A 16,340-nucleotide genomic window follows, 5' to 3' on the forward strand; every position below is an offset into this window, starting at 1 on the left:
AGAGAGACGCAACATTTGACCCATCACGTTTCAGGAGACAAGCATGGCAAAGCATCCCGTCGTTGTTTATGGCGCTAGTGGTTACACCGGCATGTTGATCATGGACTGGCTCATCGACCAGGACATTCCCTTTACGGCGGTCGCGCGCAATGCGAAGCGCACGCAGGACATGATGGCGCAGCGTGTCGTGCGCCTTGAATCGGCTAACTACGAAATCATCGAGGCCGAGCACAACGTCGAGTCGCTCGCCAGTGCATTCAGGGGTGCGAAGGTCGTGTGCACCACGGTCGGGCCGTTCTTCGATTTCGGGCTGGTTACGGTGGAGGCGGCACTCAAGGCCGGTTGTCACTACCTCGACACCACCGGCGAGCAACACTTCATCCGCCAGGCGCGCGAGCAGTTTGGCGAGCTGTACCGTCAGGCCGGTCTGCTGCTGTCGCCGTCGAATGCATACATGTACACGTTCGCGGAAATCGCCGCCGAGCTGGCACTCGAGACGCCGGGTGTCGATGCGCTGGAGACGGCGACTTTGACGCGCGGTCCGCGTGGCGCCGGCGCCGGTGTGAGCGTGGGCTCCACGGCGACCATCTTCGGAGGGTATCGCCAGGAATCGTGCTATCTGTGGGAAAAGAAGCTGGTGCCGCATGACAAGCACGCTTCGTTCAGCGTCGCCTCCCCCGATTTCCTTCAGCCCGTGTTCGCGCTTCCTTGGGGCGGTACGTCGCTGCCGGTGCACTTCGAGCACGATCCACGCGTGCGCAGCTGTATCTCGTGCGTGGGTTTCTACGACAACAACGCGATGCAGATGGTGCACGGCCTCGAGCAGAAGTGGGATGCCGAGTATGCGAACTTGCCGCGCGAGCAGCAGGACGCGGTCCTCAAGCAGCTTGTCGATTCCGTGACACCGTCGATGCCGCCGCGTGAGCGCACGTCGCTTCATCGCACGGTTGACTTCGCGATCGGCCGTGGCCAGCTCTCGGCAGTGCGCGCGACCGTGCACGGGATCACGCCATACATTTCGACCGGCGCCATCCAGACGGCCGCGGCGATCAAACTGCTCGACGGCGAGACTGCGAAGGTGGGCTTTGCCTCGGGTTCCAAGGCATTCGGGCATCGCTATCTGCTCGGGTTCCTCGAGCAGCGCGGGCTCGCGCGCGCGACCGTCGCTCAGCTGTAAGCGCCACGCACGAGCAGATTCAGAACCGATTCAGGGAAACATGGGACATGGCAATCATTGACTTCTTCGATCGCGGTTGGCGCATCAACCGCAACGGCATCGCCTACATCCAGGACGAGCGCAGCTATTCGTTCGATGAGGTGCACACACTGTCGTGCCGCATCGCCAACGGCCTGCTCGCCGCCGGCTTTGAAAAGGAAGCGAAGGCAGCGGTCTGGGCCGACAACGATGTCACGGCATGGACCTGCACGCTGGGGTTGTGGCGTGCGGGCGTGGTGTGGATCCCGGTGAACGGGCGCAACGCGCCGCTGGAGAACCAGTATCTCCTCGATACGTTCGATTGCGAAGCGCTGTTCTTTCACGAGGCGTTCGCACCGGCGATCGAAGCGCTGCGTCCCAGTCTCCCCAAGGTCAGGCTCTGGATCTGTATCGATGCCGATCTGCCATGGGCGCCGTCGCTCGAAAAATGGAGCGCGGCTCAACCGGCGAGCGAGCCGCGTGTCGACTACGACATGGACGATATCGTGACGCTTTCGGCCACGGGCGGAACGACGGGCTTGCCCAAGGGCGTGATGAATACGCATCGCGCGTTTCAGACCTACTTCGCGCGGTTCATGATGGCGTTTCCGTATGGCGTGGAGCGCCCGGTGAATCTCGCTGCCGCGCCCATGACGCATACCACAGGGATGCTGTCTCTGCCTTGCACCGCGCGTGGCGGTACGGTGGTCGTGCTGCCGAAGCCAGAGCCGGCGCGTCTGCTCGCCGCGATCGCGAGGCACCGGGTCACGGAGTTCTTCCTGCCGCCAACAGTGATCTATCGCCTGCTCGATATCCCCGGCATCGACGACCAGGATTTTTCGTCACTCAAGTGCTTTCTGTATGGCGCTGCGCCGATGTCGGTGGAGAAGCTCAAGCGCGCGATCGAGGTATTCGGTCCAGTCATGGCCGGCGGCTACGGCCAGACGGAAGCTCCGGCGTCGATCTCCTATCTCACGCCGGCCGAGCACTTTGTCGAAGGCGCGCTCGCACCGCAAGAGCGGCTCTCGTCAGTCGGGAGGCCCAACCCGCTGATTCGCGTCGAGATCTTGAACGATCGCGGCGAGATCTTGCCGCGGGGCGAGAGTGGCGAAATCTGCGTGCGCGGCGACCTCGTGATGAAGGGCTACTACAAGGCGCCGGAGAAGACCGCGGAAACGGTCATTGACGGTTGGCTGCATACGGGCGATATCGGTCATCTGGATGCCGAAGGATATCTGCACATCACCGACCGCAAGAAGGACATGATCATCAGTGGTGGCTTCAACGTCTATCCGAGCGAAGTCGAGCAGGTGATCTGGGCGCACCCGGCCGTGCAGGATTGCGCAGTGATCGGCGTGCCCGATGAAAAGTGGGGGGAGGCCGTGAAGGCGGTAGTGGAGCTCAACGCGGGTCAGAGCGTCAGTGCCGAGGAGCTCGTGGCGTTGTGCAAGGCAAAGCTCGGCTCGGTCAAGGCACCGAAGAGCGTGGACTTCATCGCAGCACTGCCTCGCAGCATGGCCGGCAAGGTACTGAAGAAGGATTTGCGCGAGCAGTACTGGCAGGGTCAAACCCGCCGGATCTGAGTCAGCCACGCTGGAATAAGACACCATGAGCGACATTTATATCGCCGGCATTGCAATGACCGTGTTCGGCCGGCACTTCGAGCGCAGCATCGACGATCTCGCGGGCGAAGCGCTACGCGGGGCTTTGAAGGATGCGGGTTGCGATGCGGGGGCGATCGGCGCGGCTTTCTATGCTGGCATCACCAGCGGGCCGCTGCAGGGCCAGCTATCGATTCCAGGGCAGGTCGTGTTCAGCAAAATTGGCATTGAAGGCATCGCGGTCCACAACGTCGAGAACGCCTGCGCTTCGGGCAGCACCGCGGTGCACCTCGCGGGCCAGGCACTCAGGTCGGGTGCCTGCGATGTCGCGCTCGCGCTCGGCGCAGAGAAGATGAACGTCGCGGACAAGGCGAAGTCGTTCGCCCTGTTCGAGGCGGGCTGGGACGTGTCGCGTGTCGAGGAGAACTTCGCCAGCCTGATGAAGCTCGGCGAGGGTGTTCACGCGCCGCCCGGTTCGGAGTCCGATCGACCCTATAGCCGCTTCATGTCGGTTTATGCCGCGCTGTGCCGGTATCACATGAAGACCTATGGCACCACGCAGCGCCAGATCGCAGCGGTTTCGTCGAAGAACCACCTGCATTCGGTGCACAACCCGTATTCGCAGTTTCGCCAGCCGTTCACGATCGACGAAGTGCTCGCGGCGCCGCCGATCACGTATCCGATCACGCTGCCCATGTGTGCGCCGGTTTCGGACGGCGCGGCCGCGGCGATCCTGTGTACCGAGGCAGGCTTGCGGCGCATCGGTGCCGATCGCCGCTGCTGCATCCGGATTGCGGCGAGCGTGATCCGCAGCTTCACGCATCGGGGCATCGACGAGCCGGAAAAGAATATCGGCCGCCTCGCGGCGCTGCAGGCCTATGAGCAGGCAAGCCTCGGCCCCGAGGACATGGATGTTGCCGAGGTGCACGACGCGTCGGCAATGGGCGAGATCATCCAGGCCGAAAATCTGCAACTGGTCCCGATCGGCCAGGGCGGTCCCGCAGCCGAAGGCGGCGAGTTCACGCTCGGCGGCCGCATTCCCATCAACCCATCCGGCGGCCTCGAATCGAAGGGGCATCCGCTGGGCGCGACAGGAATCGGTCAGCTCTACGAACTGGTGACTCAACTGCGTGGCGAAGCGGGCGCGCGTCAGGTACGCGGCGCGCGTCACGCGATTCAGGAAAACGGCGGTGGATTTCAGGGCATCGAAGAGGCGGCGCTTGCTGTCCACATTCTGAGCAAGACTTGATGGAGCGGGTATGAGCGAGACGACGGAAACACAGGCAGAACAGCAAGACGGCTCGCGCTCCGGAGTGAGCCGCCGCACGTTCATCAAGGGCGCGGCGGCGGCAGCCGTAGTGGTGCCAGCCGTGGCGGCTACGCAATGCTCGCGGGTCGAATCGGCTGGACCCGTGGAGGAACTCAAATTGACCGCTGACATGGAGAAGTATCGCGCGCTTGGCGGCTGGGTGGAAAAACCAGACGACTTGCAGCCGGAACTCGTGGGCGACGTGAGCGCGGACGTGGTCATCGTCGGCGCCGGGTTTGCCGGGCTTTCGGCTGCGCTGGAGCTGGTCAGGCACGGAGCGAAAGTGGTCGTGCTCGAGCGCGAGTTTGCCGGATTCGGTGCAAGTGGACGCAATGCGGGTTATCTGGCCGGCGCACTCGCGCTCGAATACGATCTTTTCCTCAAGAGCATCGGCAACGAAAAAGGCAAGGAGATCGTCCGCTACTACGAGGACGCCGTCCCCTTCGTGGAGGGAAAGCTCAAGGAGTACGAAATAGACTGCGACTACAACCAGACAGGGCTGATTCGTGCCGGCATCGATCCGGCTCAGGAAGAGAAGGTGCGCGAGGATATGCGAACCGGCACCGAGTTGGGCCTTCAGTCGGAGTTTCTCGATCAGGCTGAGATGCGTGCACGCGGTATTCCGCCGGCGTTTCTGTTTGGCAACTACGTGTCGCGCGGTGGCACGCTCCACCCCGGCAAGTATGTGATGGGGCTCAGGCGCGCGGCGCTGCGGGCGGGCGTGAAGATCTACGAGCATACGCCGCTGCTGTCTTACACGGAGGGGGCGGTCATCAAGGTGCAAACCCCGCGAGGCAGTGCGAGCGCCCCGGCGCTGATGCTGGCCACCAACGCGTATACGCCGCAACTGGGCCTGCTTGCAGACAAGGTCATACCGTTGAGGGTCTCGGCGATCGAGACCGAGCCGCTTTCCGATACGCAGTGCAAGACCTTGGGCTGGCCACGACGCGAAGGCATCGTGACGGCACACTGGACCATGGAAAGCCACCGCCTGACCGTCAACAACACACTCGTGGTGACGACGAAGCGCATCCATTACCCGTACGGCTCCAAAACGCCGAACGTGCCCGACTACGAGTCGTATCGCGAGCTGCGCACGGCTCTGCATGACCGCTTCCCCACGCTCAAAGGCATCGCGCTGCGGGCATGCTGGAGCGGCTATATCAGCCTGGCCAATGACGCGCTGCCGGTCGTCGGGGCAACAGGGGCGCATCGGAACATCTTCTACAGTGCAGGATGCTCCGGACATGGCGTGGCTGCCCAGTCCATGGTGGGCAACCTGATTGCCGGGCGGATTCGCGGCGCCGAAAATCCGCTCCTTTCGGCGCTGGATCACAAGACGCCATCGACGCTGCCCGAGCCGTTGCGATGGTGCGTCGTCAATGGGGCGCTGGGCGTGACGAACGCGCTCGACGAACGCGTGAACAGCAAGGCGCGCGCGGCGCAAGCGCTGCGGGCGTAACGCACGTCAAGGTAGGGGACGCTCGTGACGAACCTGCCGGGGCATTGGGCGAGCGGATCGATGCCCGGCTACTGCGGTTGAGGGTGATGAAGAGCGGGCACGAACACCGCCGCATGCTCCGCCATGCGGATGGAGTTTCAGCCTGTTGTAAGGTATAGTCATGTTTACCTAGGAAGCGGTTCGTCTGACCGCGTTGCCTCTCCTCGGCGAGGCGTCTACCTTACTCAAGGCGGAAAGCGATGACAGTGCCAAAAGAGCCCAGCACCCGCAAGCGGCGGACATCGAGCGCAGCACCTTCCACGGGCGCTTCACCCGACGGTCTGCGGGCCCAAGGCGTACGTACACGCAATGCCATTGTTCGTGTGGCAAGGAAGCTCTTGCTCGAAAGTGGCCCGATAGACTTCTCGCTGCGTGCCGTCGCCCTGAAAGCGGGAATCAGCGTCAGCAACCTTCAATACTATTTCCCGACGCGGCCTGCCGTCCTGCGGGCGGTCATGGCGCCTGTGATCGACACGTATCTCGATGCGCTGAAACAGGCGCTCCAGAGCAACGCCTCGCCGCGTGCGACGATCGAAGCCATTCTCGATCAGTCGTTGCGGGACGCGAAGGACTCGAAGAACATCCCGCTGTGGTGGCATTTCTTTTCGTTTGCGTCTAGCGACCCCGAGTGCGCACAGATGCGCGACGAGTGGTACGACACCTTGACGAGCGAACTGACCAAGCTTATTCATGCCGCCAATCCGGAGCGTGGAACGGCCGAGAGTGCACATATCGCCGTGCTGCTCATTTCGATGGTGGACGGCATGACCCTTCATCTGGGCACCCCGCGCAGTAAGCGGGCGTACATGCGAGGGTTTGAGGCGATCTTCCTTCAGACCGCGTATAACCTGGTGTGGGGGAAGACGGTAGACGCCGAGACGGCCTAGCCGCCACGGGCCCATGCCGGCAAAGAAAAAGGACAGGGGAATACCCTGTCTTTTTTTTTCGTATTCTATTTTGTATTGTTACCTATGTTTGGTATGTTGATCTACAAATGAGGCGACTGGGTTGCGGGGCAGTCCGGTCGATATGCGTCCAGGAGAGGAGGAGTACTGAAATGATTCGACTGCACAAATCCGTAGGGTTGCCGCTGGCGGGATTGACCGGTTTCGAAACGCCGCTGGGCGAGGAGGAGCGTGCGATCCAGGACACGGTTCACCGTTTCGCGCGCGACGTGCTGAAGCCCGTCGGCCGCGAACTGGACCGCATGACGCCGGAGGAAGTGATCGCGCCTGGCTCGCCGTACTGGGTGGCCATGATGGAGAGTGCAAAGCTGGGCCTCGATCCGCAACTGCTCGCGCAGCTTCCGCCAGACATGGCGGTGCGCATCGAATCGCTGATCGGCGAAGAGCTCGGCTGGGGTGATGCAGGGCTTGCTATTTCGATCGGCGTGGCGCCCGCTCCGTTGATGATGGCGCAGTCGGTCGGCAATCAGGAACTGATCGACATGTGCACCGGCAAGATTGGTTGCTGGATGAACACGCAGCCCGACCGCGGCACCGATGCCGCGATTCTCTACCGCGACGAACTCAGCGCCGGCGGCAAGCAACCGGTGGGCAACCTCACGGCGAAGGTGGGTGCGGACGAGATCGTCATCAACGGGCAGAGTTCGGCGTGGATCTCGAACGGCTCGGTCGCGCAGGTGGCGCTCGCGTACATGGCGGCGGATTATGGCGATGGCTTTTATGGCACCGGGGAACGAAGCGCGTTCACCAACGGCATCGGCATGATTCTTCCGCTTGATCTGCCGGGTGTCTCGCGCGGCAAGCCGCTCGACAAAATCGGCCAGCGCTCGCTGCCGCAGGGCGAGATCTACTTCGACAACGTGAAGGTGCCCAGGCGTTTCGCCATTGCGCTGCAGGACGACTATCCCGGCAATCTGGCTTCGACCTGGTCGTTCGCCGGCACGCACATGTGCCAGGTGTTCGTGGGCGTGGCCCGCGCCGCGTTCGAGCTCGCGCTGGCGTATTGCCACGAGCGCAAGCAAGGTGGGGCGCTGTTGATCGACCACCAGATGACCCAACTGCGCGTGGGAGAGATGCTGCGCCGGCTGGAGATGGCGCGTGCGATTGCGCGGCGCAGCCTCGCATTCTCACGTCTGTCTCCGAAGAGCCATCCGTACGCAACGGCCCAGGCCAAGGTCAGCGTGACCGAAGAGGCGATGAAGATCACGCACGAGGCGTTCCAGATGTTCGGCGGCAACGGCACCACCCGTGAATTTCCGATCGAGAAGCTGTTCCGCGATGTGCGCTCCGCGCTGATCGAAGACGGCGAGAACTACCACCTCACGTTGCGTCTGGGCGTGCTGGCAGGAAAGCTCTATCAGAACGGGTGGGCGAAGGAGTAAGCAGGGCGTCGACAGTGAATCCGGCTGAATTTTTACATTAGGACTACGACATGAATACCGCCGCCATATTAAGGCATGCAGCTTTCGCGGCTGTGCTAACTACCGTCACCGTTTCGGCCCAGGCGCGTGGCGGCGGTGTTCGCCCCACCGAGCCGTCGATTCCGCATTCCGTGTCTGTCTCGAGTGGCGTGTCGGATGATCCGGGTGCGCAGGCCGATGCGGCTCGCGCGGACGCGCGTCCGGCTGCGGACGTGAGCGCGGCGCCCGGCAAAACCCGGGCGCAAGTCCGGGCCGAACTTCTGCAGGCCGGGGAGCAGGGGTTGCTTCCGCCGCGCTGGATTGACTATCCGCCCGGTGCTGCGACGAGGGCGCGCAACCGGGAAAACTTCCTGCGCCTGGAGCAGGTGTGGAAGGCAGAAGGGATCATTCCGGCGACGAGCGTAAGTAGCACAAGTGACTGAACGAGGAAGCGCCGATCTTCAGCGCAGCCGATTACGGCATCGTGGGCGATCTGTTCACCGTCGTGCTGTAGCTGGAGTCGTCAATTCAAGCGCATAGCGGTCCCGGATGTGGCGCCCAGGATAATTTAAAAGGATACCGAATCATTGCGACAGCAAGGTGAATCGATCGGTTGTGAAACCTCGCGCCAGAGCGCAGCGGTTGCGGTGGCTCGCGAGGAGCGGGGCGCTTCATCACGTAAACAGAGGCACTATGGTAAAAAAATCTTCTCCTGATGGCGCTGCAAACCTGCAGCGCAGGCAATGGCTCAAATATGCCGGTGCCTCGGCTGCCGTGGGCACGCTCGCCATGGGCGCCGGACAGTCGTATGCGGCAGTCAGCAAGGGCGCGCCACACGCGGACGACATTCTCGACGTGGCCATCATAGGTGCGGGGCTGGCTGGACTGACCGCCGCGCGAGACCTGCGTCAGGCGGGCAGCGAGTCATTTCTGGTGCTGGAAGCCCGGGACCGTGTTGGGGGACGAACGTTCAACTACGACATCCCTGGTGGGTACGTTTCGGAAGTCGGCGGGCAATGGATCGGGCCCGGACAGACCGCCGTTGCGGATCTCGCACGCGAACTGGGTGTCGGCACCTTCCCGACCTACTACGACGGCAATACGGTCGTTCTGGGCGGCGACGGTCGCGTGACCGCCGATCTGAAGGGCACGTTCGGCACCGACGAGGCGATCGGAGCAAAGCTCAGCAGGCTCTCGCGCGACGTGCCTTGCGGCGCACCGTGGACGTCCCCGAAGGCCGGCGAACTGGACAAGCTCTCGGTCGGTGACTGGCTGGAAAAGCAGGATATCAAGCCTGAAGACCAGGTTGCATGGAATGGCAGCATCACGCTTTCGGGCGGCGCGGCGCCAGCAAAGATGGGGTTGCTGCACTTCCTTTCGATGGTCAATTCCGCGGATTGCGATTATTCGCAACTCGACAGCATCAAGCACAGCGCCCAGGAAACCCGCTTCATCGGTGGCTCGCAAATCCTCAGCATCAAGATGGCCCAGCAACTGGGCGACAAGGTGCGCCTGTCTTCTCCGGTCCGCCTGATTTCCGGATGGGATGGCGACGTCGTCACCCTGCATACCGAACACGGAGAAGTGCGGGCACGGACGGTCATCATGGCCATCCATCCGGCTTTGTGTCATCAGGTGCAGTTCGATCCGCCCCTGCCTGAAAAGCGTGCGGCCCTGCAGCGTGCCTGGCCCGCGCATTCCCCGGCACGCAAGACGGCCATGGTCTATCGCCGTCCGTTCTGGCGCGACAAGGGCATGAACGGCAGCATCTTCCAGGTCAATGGCCCCATCCTCTGGGCCTACGACAATTCCCCGCCCGCCGGGGAGATCGGGGTCATCAATGCGTTTATCCAGAACGCGATGGTCCCGTCCGGGCGGGACGCCGCAATGGCCATGCACAAGCAGCTGTACGCGCAGGCATTCGGCGACGAAGCGCTGTCTCCCATCGCCTACCACGATCAGGACTGGGGCCGGGTCGATCGCTGGACCTTGACCTGCGTTTCCGCCATTCCGCCGGGTTTCTGGAGTGCTCACGGCGAGGCTTTGCGCCCGTCCTGCGGCAAGCTGATCTGGTCGGGGACGGAAACCGCGAACATCTGGGCCGGCTACATGGACGGCGCCGTGCGCTCCGGCCATCAAGGCGCGCTTCAGGCGCTGAATGCCCTGCGTCGGGCGTAGGAGGGCAGCGATGAAAAAAATTCTATTGATTAGCATTCCTCTGGTTATGGTTCTGCTGCTGGCCATTTTCGGTTCCGATCTGCTAGGTCTTTACCGGCTTCAGAGCTTTATCACGACGTCGACCTCGGCTTACCTGGCTGACGGCGGCCCCTGGCCGCATATGACCGACGTCTGCATGGGCTGTCACGGAGTCAAAGGCAATTCGCTCCATCAGGGGTATCCGAGTCTGGCGGGGCAGCCGGCGCCCTACCTGGAAACGCAGCTCCACAATTTTGCGAGTGAGGCGCGGCGCAATCCGAACATGGGGCCGCTGGCGATGACGATGAGCGATCCGCAGATCAAATCACTGGCTGAATATTTCGCCGGTGTGACCCCTGTCGCGAATCACTACTTCAAGCCGGATGCGCAACTACGCGAGAAGGGGCAGCACCTGGTGGCCGCGGGCAACTGTGTCGCATGTCACGGTGCCCAATTGATGGGCCACGACCAGTTTCCGCGTTTGGCGGGTCAGGGATACGACTATCTGCTCGCCCAGTTCGACGAGTTCGCATCAGGCACCCGCAGCGAACCCACGGGCGTCATGAAGAACCTTGTGACAGGCTTTTCGCCCGAAGACCGCGAGGCCATTGCCACCTATCTGGCAAGCCTTGACCCGAAGAAAAATTGATCAATCAGACGCAACCGGAGTTGGGAGTTTAGTCATGGACCTCAGATCTTTAGTTCTTATGTTCTCTAGTGCCTTGCTGGCGGTGAGCTCGTTTTTCTACGGCTGGAAGATCGTCAGGAAACGAAACTATCTTCTCGGGCTGGAGATGTGGATCGTTGGAACCTCGGCAACGAACGCCATCGGATTTTTTGCCACCGGCAATGCGGTTTCCTATGAGGTAGCGCACTTCTTCGATGCGTTCTCTCGCGGCTTCGGTATGCCTGTCATTGCCGTCGCGGGTCTGATGGCGATTACGCACGGCTACAAGCCGTCAATTCGGCAGGACGTAGCGGTATTCGTCGCTTCGTTTGCGCTCACATTCGTCCTCGTAGGAGCGGATTTCATCGCGGGGGTGTTGCCTTACTACTATCTGGCGATGTGGATTCTGCTGTCGATCTATCTCGCTTATTTCGTCAAGCGATTGCTGAACGTTGGCGCGGTGCTCGAGGCCCTGGGTGTGGCGGTGTCGTCGATGGCCTCGCTTGCGATTGCCGGCATCTACGATTTCTACAAGATCCCCGGAGAGGAAACCAACGTCGTGCTCAATTTTTTCACGTTGGCGCTGTGCACGTGGGCCGGCTTCATGCCGACGATCTATTACGGCTACTGCGCCCTGGAGCGCGTCCAACGCGGCGGGCAAATATCGAAGCGTCTCGCGCCTTCCCACAATTGAGCGATGACGTCGCTGCACCCAGGTTCCCGGGCGACCGGGAAGTCCAATGCGGGCTACGTTTAGAGTTATTCCCGGAGACTATGATGAATCAGACCTCGCGCAAGGTAATGCGCTTCACGGCCTGGAGCGCCATCATCGGTGGCGTTCTGGCATACGCAAATGTCGGGTTGTCTTTGGCGGTGACGGGTCCGGATGCGGATATGGTGCTGCACGGCGCACCGATGCTGGCATTGCCACCGGATACCCGCGACCTGTTTCGCTGGTGCATGGTTGCCGACACGCTCGGCTTCTATCTGCCCTTCCTCGTCATTGGCGGATACTTTGTGCACGTATTTCGCGAAGAGCTGGGTGCGCTTCGCAACATGGTGGCGATGGCCGTTGTGTTGTACGTCATGGTGGGCGTGACCGGCGCTGTCATGCAGTTCGCCGTCCTTCACCCGTTGGCCCATCTTTACGCGGGCGGTGACGATGCCACGAGAAACGCCGCGGCGGCGGTATGGACGGCGATAGCCAATGGCACGCAAAACGGCCTCTGGTGGATCGAGGGTCCCCTCGTGCTCTTCTGGACGCTAATTGCCGCCAACCTGCTCGAGAAGGCGGGCTGGAAGGGATCGATTCTGCTGAAGATTGTCGGTTGGGCTTTCGGGGTCTTCTTCCTGTTCGGTTTCTTTCCTGATCTCGACGCGCTTTCGAATGCCAGCGAGATGGTCGTCGTGCTGGTTCTGCCGCTGTGGATGTTGTTGTTCGGCTGGCAATTGCTGCGCCGCGCACGAACGTTGCCAGCACGCTTGCAAGGCGCCGGTGCAACCACCTGAGGCCACTCTCAAACACCTCTTAACACGGGATTGAATATGACTACCCTGATCGTGAGCTACCCGAGCGCAGAAGGCGCCACGTTTGATCGCGAGTATTACCTTTCGACTCATGCTCCGCTTGTGCGCTCGGCGTGGAGCGAGTTCGGCCTGCAATCGGCTGAGGTTCTGTTTCCATCGCCCACTCAGCAACCCTTCGCATGCGTAGCGATACTGCGCTTCAGCGATCAGGTTGGGATCAATATGGCGCTTTCCTCAGCGAGGACCGCCGAGGTGATCGGCGACGTGAAGAACTTCACCAATATCACACCGACGATCTTCTGCGCGGACGACTGACCGGTCGCGCGGCCGGCCGGACTTCGCCATTGCCGCGAGGCCTGCAATCCATGCGATGACCGATACCAACGTGAACGATCAATTTGCTCTATGGCATTACTGATTGGCATTCCTGTGGAATCGGTCAGCGGCGAGCGGCGAGCGGCGAGCGGCGAGCGGCGAGCGGCGAGCGGCGAGCGGCGAGCGGCGAGCGGCGAGCGGCGAGTGGCGTGTAGCGAGAGGCGCTGAAAGTCTGAATGCGCAGACGTGCTCGAAGCGGTTGGCGCTTTTATGGCATGTAAATTTGCATGCCATGGGTTGTTGATGTCACTGTGCCTTACCGGCACGCCCATTCCACAACAAAGGGGTATTTGCATGAGAAAGTCCCGCCGCACTTTTATGATCACTACCGCAGGTGTTGCAACGGGGCTGTCGCTGTCTCGCCTCGCCTTTGCCGATGGGGACAAGGTGTCGGAAGTCGATTCGACGGCGCGCGCGCTCGGTTACAGGACCGACGCGACAAAGGTCGACAAGGCGAAGTACGCGAAGTACGCAACGGGTCAGGTCTGCGGTAATTGCATGTTCTATCAGGGCAAATCGAATGATGCGTTCGCGCCGTGCCCAATGTTCGGCGGCAAACAGGTCGCGGCCAAGGGGTGGTGTAGTGCCTATAGCAAGAAGGCTTGATTGCTCGGGGGCAGCACGTGCACGAAAAGCGTGCGCATGCTGCACGTCATTGCAGGCTTCCGCGCAAAATTGATCGGCGCGAGCGAGCCGGGTTCACGCCAAATGGTGGTGCCGGAATCCACCATCACGATGTGAGGGATAGTGCGGACGACTTGTGTTGGCCGGCCTGAGTCGGGCGGCTACGAGTACGTGCCTGCAGCATGCGCTCGAAGGCCGCGACTATCTGGTCGATATACGCGTTCTTGTGCGCCAATGGACCGAACCGTGGTTCGCGATGCACAAGCATGGTGGCGTTGGTTTCAAACACGAGCACCTGCCCGTCGGCGGTGAGCGAAAAATCGATACCGCCATAATCAAGCGCGAGTTGTCGCCCGATCGCGACAATGGCCTCATTCGCCCGCTTGCCCAGTGCCGCGAACGGATCGGCGAGAAAGCGCCGCTCTTCGTCGAGCTTCCACGGCTGTTCGACCATACCGGCCGAAAAGTAGTGGACCATCCAGTGGCTCGAGATGGCGAGATGGTAGGGGTAAGCCTCGCCGTCGACGTAGATGATCCGGTATTTGCGGTAGTAGCCGTCGGCGCTTCGAAAGTCGTGCCAGGCGGTGAGGTAGCACGGCGCTTCGAGTTCGACGAGCGCTGACCACAATGACGCGAGCGACGTGTGCAATTCCAGGCGCTCGCCACCGTGGGTCGCGAGCGGGCGCATCAATAGCGGGAACGAGAGACCGGACTGCTCGATCTGCTGCGTCAGCGTTTTCAAATCTGCGGGGCGAGCATCGATGCGCAGGCAGCGTGGCACGATGACGTCTTGCACGCGTGCGAGCAACTCAGCCGTTTTGTGGCGGTGCGTGCGCTCGATCGCTTCAGGCGGATTGAGCATCGACCGGTCACACTGTGCGGCAAAGCGGGCGATGCGCGCGGCAAGCGGCGTTGCGACGTCGGGGTCGCCGATGCCGTTGAACACCAGGTCATAAGGCGGCAGTTGCGCGTCCTCGGCTTCGTCGGCGTAATCGATCGCGTAGCGGATGCGCGAGGTATTCAGGTGCGAAAGCAGGGCGTCGACAGGGACGTTGCCCGTGCCTTTGCCCACGCCCAGGATAAGGACGCGGCGCTCCTCGTTGCCAAGCGCCGCATCGGTGAACACGCGCTGTAGCCGGTAGGCCTGTTCGCGATGAGCGCAAGCCTCCTCACGCAGCCCCTCGCGTTCGAGCGCCGCGGCCAAATTTTGATGGGCGATGGCAAGGTCCGGATGAATCCTGAGCGCATGCCGGTACCAGCGAATCGCCGCCTCACGCCTTCCTTTCATTGCGTAGACCGTCGCAACGTTGTAGAGCACGAGCGCGAGCTTGTCAGTCGTCGTGGCGCCGAGCAGATCGAAAGCCGCGAGCGCCAGCTCGTGCGCAGTGCTCAGCGGCTCGTCGTTGGCCGCGCGCGCGGCTGCGAGCATCTGCGCGTGCAGCGTGACATCCAGAGGGGCGGCGTCGAGCGCCCGCGACAGGTATTCGATTGAGTGTTCCGTGGCGGCATCGGGCGGCAGCGTGTCCGTAGTTGCATCGGCCGCCATGGTGGGCTGTGACCGTTGCTCGGAGAGCGGCGACATCTCGTGTTCAGGGCGATGGCTGGCGTGGCGCGCTTCAGACATGCTGCCGCCCAAAGTCGGTCAAGGCATCGCACAGCGTTTCGACTGCGTCGAGCGTTACCGCGTTGTAAAGCGAGGCGCGCAGCCCGCCGAGCGAGCGGTGCCCTTCGAGTCCGACGATGCCGCGCTCGGCGGCGTGGGCGATGAACGCGCGATCGAGCCGTTCGTCGCCGAACGTAAAGGCGGCGTTCATCTGCGAGCGCCAGGGGCTCGCTGCATGCACCTTGATGGCATCGCGCATCGCATCGAGCGTGCCGTAAAGACGCTGCGCCTTGGCTTCGTTGATGCGCTGCATGGCCGCGAGGCCGCCGATTGTGTCTCGCAGCCAGCGCGTGACTAGCATGAGCACGTAGATTGCGAATACGGGCGGCGTATTGTAGTTCGAGTGATGCTCGATTTGCGTGCGCAGGTCGAGAATGCGTGGTAGTCCATCGGGAATGCGTGCGAGCATCTCTCGATCGATCAGCGCAACGGTGACGCCCGCGGGACCGAGATTCTTTTGCGCGTGCGCGTAGATCATGGCGAAGCGGTCCGCGGCCAGCGGTCTCGACAAAAAGTCCGAGGACATGTCTGCGATCAGCGGCACGGCCGGCTTTGCTTCGGGCAGCGCAAATTGCAGGCCTTCAACAGTTTCGTTCGACACGTAGTGCAGATAGGCTGCGTTGGGTGCGACGGCGAGCCGGTCTAGCATCGGTAATTCGCGAAAGCCAGTGCGCGTGCCGTCCCAGGCGATGCGGCTCGCACACACGCGCCTGGCTTCGGCGCTCGAGCGCATGCTCCAGTAGCCCGAATTCACATATTCCGGCGGCGCGAACGCGCGGGTCGCAAAGTTCATTGGTATCGTCGCGAACAGCAGACTGCTGCCGCCTTGCAGAAAGGAAATCGCGTAGCGGGCAGGCAGGTCGAGGAGTTCGCGGATGTTGCGTTCGGCTTCGTCGAGAATGCCGAGAAACCACTCCGAGCGATGACTCATGCCAAGCACCGAGAGCCCGGTGGCGGGCAGCGCGACGATTGCTTCGCGCGTTTCATCGAGTACGGTGGCCGGAAGCGCGCCGGGGCCGCCGGAGAAATTGAGGGCGTTGGACTTCATGTACGGTCAGGGGAAAGTGCCTCTTGGCCCGCGCGATGCCGGGTGCGTGGCGTCAGGGCCGATGACGACAGGTTATCAACACGTGGAGCGTTTCAAGGCGGCGAGATGAAGGGCAAACGGGCATCAAATCACCCGACGCGGTTTTCTGATGGCTTTCAGAGGCTTTCAGTCCGGTCGGCCGGCGACACCCATACCCTGCATCGGGGACCTGGAGCGGGAGCATTTTTTAGAGAAGAGAGGAATGCGAAGTATTTTTGCCGCGCGTGCGA

General features: G+C 62.0%; 15 protein-coding genes. 13 read left to right on the top strand and 2 right to left on the bottom strand.

From position 1 onward, the window contains the following. The first annotated feature begins 43 nt into the window (after positions 1–43). The 13 genes from E1956_RS16230 (at position 44) to E1956_RS16295 (ending at position 13,342) form a co-directional block, all read left to right on the top strand. Positions 44–1,177 carry a saccharopine dehydrogenase family protein gene (locus E1956_RS16230; RefSeq protein ID WP_134750970.1) on the top strand — a complete coding sequence of 378 codons (1,134 nt, stop codon included), beginning with the start codon at positions 44–46 and terminating at the stop codon, positions 1,175–1,177. 47 nt (positions 1,178–1,224) lie between these two features. Next, positions 1,225–2,778 (top strand): AMP-binding protein, encoded by a 1,554-nt coding sequence (locus E1956_RS16235; RefSeq protein ID WP_134750972.1) that lies wholly within the window; start codon positions 1,225–1,227, stop codon positions 2,776–2,778. Between the two features lie 25 nt (positions 2,779–2,803). Continuing rightward, positions 2,804–4,045, top strand: a complete 1,242-nt coding sequence (locus E1956_RS16240; protein ID WP_134750974.1) for a thiolase family protein — start codon at positions 2,804–2,806, stop codon at positions 4,043–4,045. A gap of 190 nt (positions 4,046–4,235) precedes the next feature. Continuing rightward, entirely contained in the window at positions 4,236–5,567 is a 1,332-nt protein-coding gene (locus E1956_RS16245; RefSeq protein ID WP_232071807.1) for an NAD(P)/FAD-dependent oxidoreductase, read from the top strand. A 239-nt stretch (positions 5,568–5,806) separates the two neighbouring features. Continuing rightward, positions 5,807–6,493: a TetR/AcrR family transcriptional regulator gene (locus E1956_RS16250; RefSeq protein WP_134750978.1), complete on the top strand. Its 687-nt coding sequence runs from the start codon at positions 5,807–5,809 to the stop codon at positions 6,491–6,493. A gap of 170 nt (positions 6,494–6,663) precedes the next feature. After that, the gene (locus tag E1956_RS16255; RefSeq protein ID WP_134750980.1) at positions 6,664–7,953 is read left to right on the top strand and encodes an acyl-CoA dehydrogenase family protein; all 1,290 of its coding nucleotides are present in this window, start codon (positions 6,664–6,666) and stop codon (positions 7,951–7,953) included. 50 nt (positions 7,954–8,003) lie between these two features. After that, positions 8,004–8,414 (top strand): DUF4148 domain-containing protein, encoded by a 411-nt coding sequence (locus E1956_RS16260; protein WP_134750982.1) that lies wholly within the window; start codon positions 8,004–8,006, stop codon positions 8,412–8,414. A gap of 250 nt (positions 8,415–8,664) precedes the next feature. Next, the gene (locus E1956_RS16265) at positions 8,665–10,149 is read left to right on the top strand and encodes a flavin monoamine oxidase family protein (protein ID WP_134750984.1); all 1,485 of its coding nucleotides are present in this window, start codon (positions 8,665–8,667) and stop codon (positions 10,147–10,149) included. A gap of 10 nt (positions 10,150–10,159) precedes the next feature. Next, positions 10,160–10,816, top strand: coding sequence for a c-type cytochrome (locus E1956_RS16270; RefSeq protein ID WP_134750986.1), 657 nt, complete (start codon positions 10,160–10,162; stop codon positions 10,814–10,816). Positions 10,817–10,850: 34 nt separating this feature from the next. Beyond that, complete coding sequence (locus E1956_RS16275) at positions 10,851–11,528, top strand: hypothetical protein (RefSeq protein WP_134750988.1); 678 nt, start codon at positions 10,851–10,853, stop codon at positions 11,526–11,528. 80 nt (positions 11,529–11,608) lie between these two features. Then, on the top strand, positions 11,609–12,343 hold the full coding sequence (locus E1956_RS16280) for a hypothetical protein (RefSeq protein ID WP_134750990.1): 735 nt from the start codon (positions 11,609–11,611) through the stop codon (positions 12,341–12,343). Between the two features lie 36 nt (positions 12,344–12,379). Then, positions 12,380–12,676, top strand: a complete 297-nt coding sequence (locus tag E1956_RS16285) for an EthD family reductase (protein WP_134750991.1) — start codon at positions 12,380–12,382, stop codon at positions 12,674–12,676. A 354-nt stretch (positions 12,677–13,030) separates the two neighbouring features. Then, positions 13,031–13,342: a high-potential iron-sulfur protein gene (locus E1956_RS16295; RefSeq protein ID WP_134750993.1), complete on the top strand. Its 312-nt coding sequence runs from the start codon at positions 13,031–13,033 to the stop codon at positions 13,340–13,342. 124 nt (positions 13,343–13,466) lie between these two features. On the opposite strand, the gene E1956_RS16300 is transcribed toward E1956_RS16295, so the two are convergent. Next, positions 13,467–14,984, bottom strand: coding sequence for an ATP-grasp domain-containing protein (locus E1956_RS16300; protein WP_134750995.1), 1,518 nt, complete (start codon positions 14,982–14,984; stop codon positions 13,467–13,469). After that, positions 14,977–16,071 carry a 3-phosphoserine/phosphohydroxythreonine transaminase gene (serC, locus tag E1956_RS16305; protein WP_134750997.1) on the bottom strand — a complete coding sequence of 365 codons (1,095 nt, stop codon included), beginning with the start codon at positions 16,069–16,071 and terminating at the stop codon, positions 14,977–14,979. The genes E1956_RS16300 and serC overlap by 8 nt, the downstream gene beginning before the upstream one ends. Between the last annotated feature and the right edge of the window lie 269 nt (positions 16,072–16,340).

Origin of the sequence: Paraburkholderia pallida (assembly GCF_004524855.1) — a bacterium.
GTDB classification, from domain to species: Bacteria; Pseudomonadota; Gammaproteobacteria; order Burkholderiales; family Burkholderiaceae; genus Paraburkholderia; species Paraburkholderia oxyphila.

What these genes read in the sequence shown, in the direction of transcription:
- E1956_RS16285 (WP_134750991.1), top strand. Translation starts at nt 12,380, where the DNA reads ATGACTACCCTGATCGTGAGCTACCCGAGCGCAGAAGGCGCCACGTTT.
- E1956_RS16265 (WP_134750984.1), top strand. Translation starts at nt 8,665, where the DNA reads ATGGTAAAAAAATCTTCTCCTGATGGCGCTGCAAACCTGCAGCGCAGG.
- E1956_RS16280 (WP_134750990.1), top strand. Translation starts at nt 11,609, where the DNA reads ATGATGAATCAGACCTCGCGCAAGGTAATGCGCTTCACGGCCTGGAGC.
- E1956_RS16300 (WP_134750995.1), bottom strand. Translation starts at nt 14,984, where the DNA reads ATGTCTGAAGCGCGCCACGCCAGCCATCGCCCTGAACACGAGATGTCG.
- E1956_RS16250 (WP_134750978.1), top strand. Translation starts at nt 5,807, where the DNA reads ATGACAGTGCCAAAAGAGCCCAGCACCCGCAAGCGGCGGACATCGAGC.
- E1956_RS16270 (WP_134750986.1), top strand. Translation starts at nt 10,160, where the DNA reads ATGAAAAAAATTCTATTGATTAGCATTCCTCTGGTTATGGTTCTGCTG.
- serC (WP_134750997.1), bottom strand. Translation starts at nt 16,071, where the DNA reads ATGAAGTCCAACGCCCTCAATTTCTCCGGCGGCCCCGGCGCGCTTCCG.
- E1956_RS16235 (WP_134750972.1), top strand. Translation starts at nt 1,225, where the DNA reads ATGGCAATCATTGACTTCTTCGATCGCGGTTGGCGCATCAACCGCAAC.
- E1956_RS16230 (WP_134750970.1), top strand. Translation starts at nt 44, where the DNA reads ATGGCAAAGCATCCCGTCGTTGTTTATGGCGCTAGTGGTTACACCGGC.
- E1956_RS16260 (WP_134750982.1), top strand. Translation starts at nt 8,004, where the DNA reads ATGAATACCGCCGCCATATTAAGGCATGCAGCTTTCGCGGCTGTGCTA.
- E1956_RS16295 (WP_134750993.1), top strand. Translation starts at nt 13,031, where the DNA reads ATGAGAAAGTCCCGCCGCACTTTTATGATCACTACCGCAGGTGTTGCA.
- E1956_RS16275 (WP_134750988.1), top strand. Translation starts at nt 10,851, where the DNA reads ATGGACCTCAGATCTTTAGTTCTTATGTTCTCTAGTGCCTTGCTGGCG.
- E1956_RS16255 (WP_134750980.1), top strand. Translation starts at nt 6,664, where the DNA reads ATGATTCGACTGCACAAATCCGTAGGGTTGCCGCTGGCGGGATTGACC.
- E1956_RS16240 (WP_134750974.1), top strand. Translation starts at nt 2,804, where the DNA reads ATGAGCGACATTTATATCGCCGGCATTGCAATGACCGTGTTCGGCCGG.
- E1956_RS16245 (WP_232071807.1), top strand. Translation starts at nt 4,236, where the DNA reads ATGGAGAAGTATCGCGCGCTTGGCGGCTGGGTGGAAAAACCAGACGAC.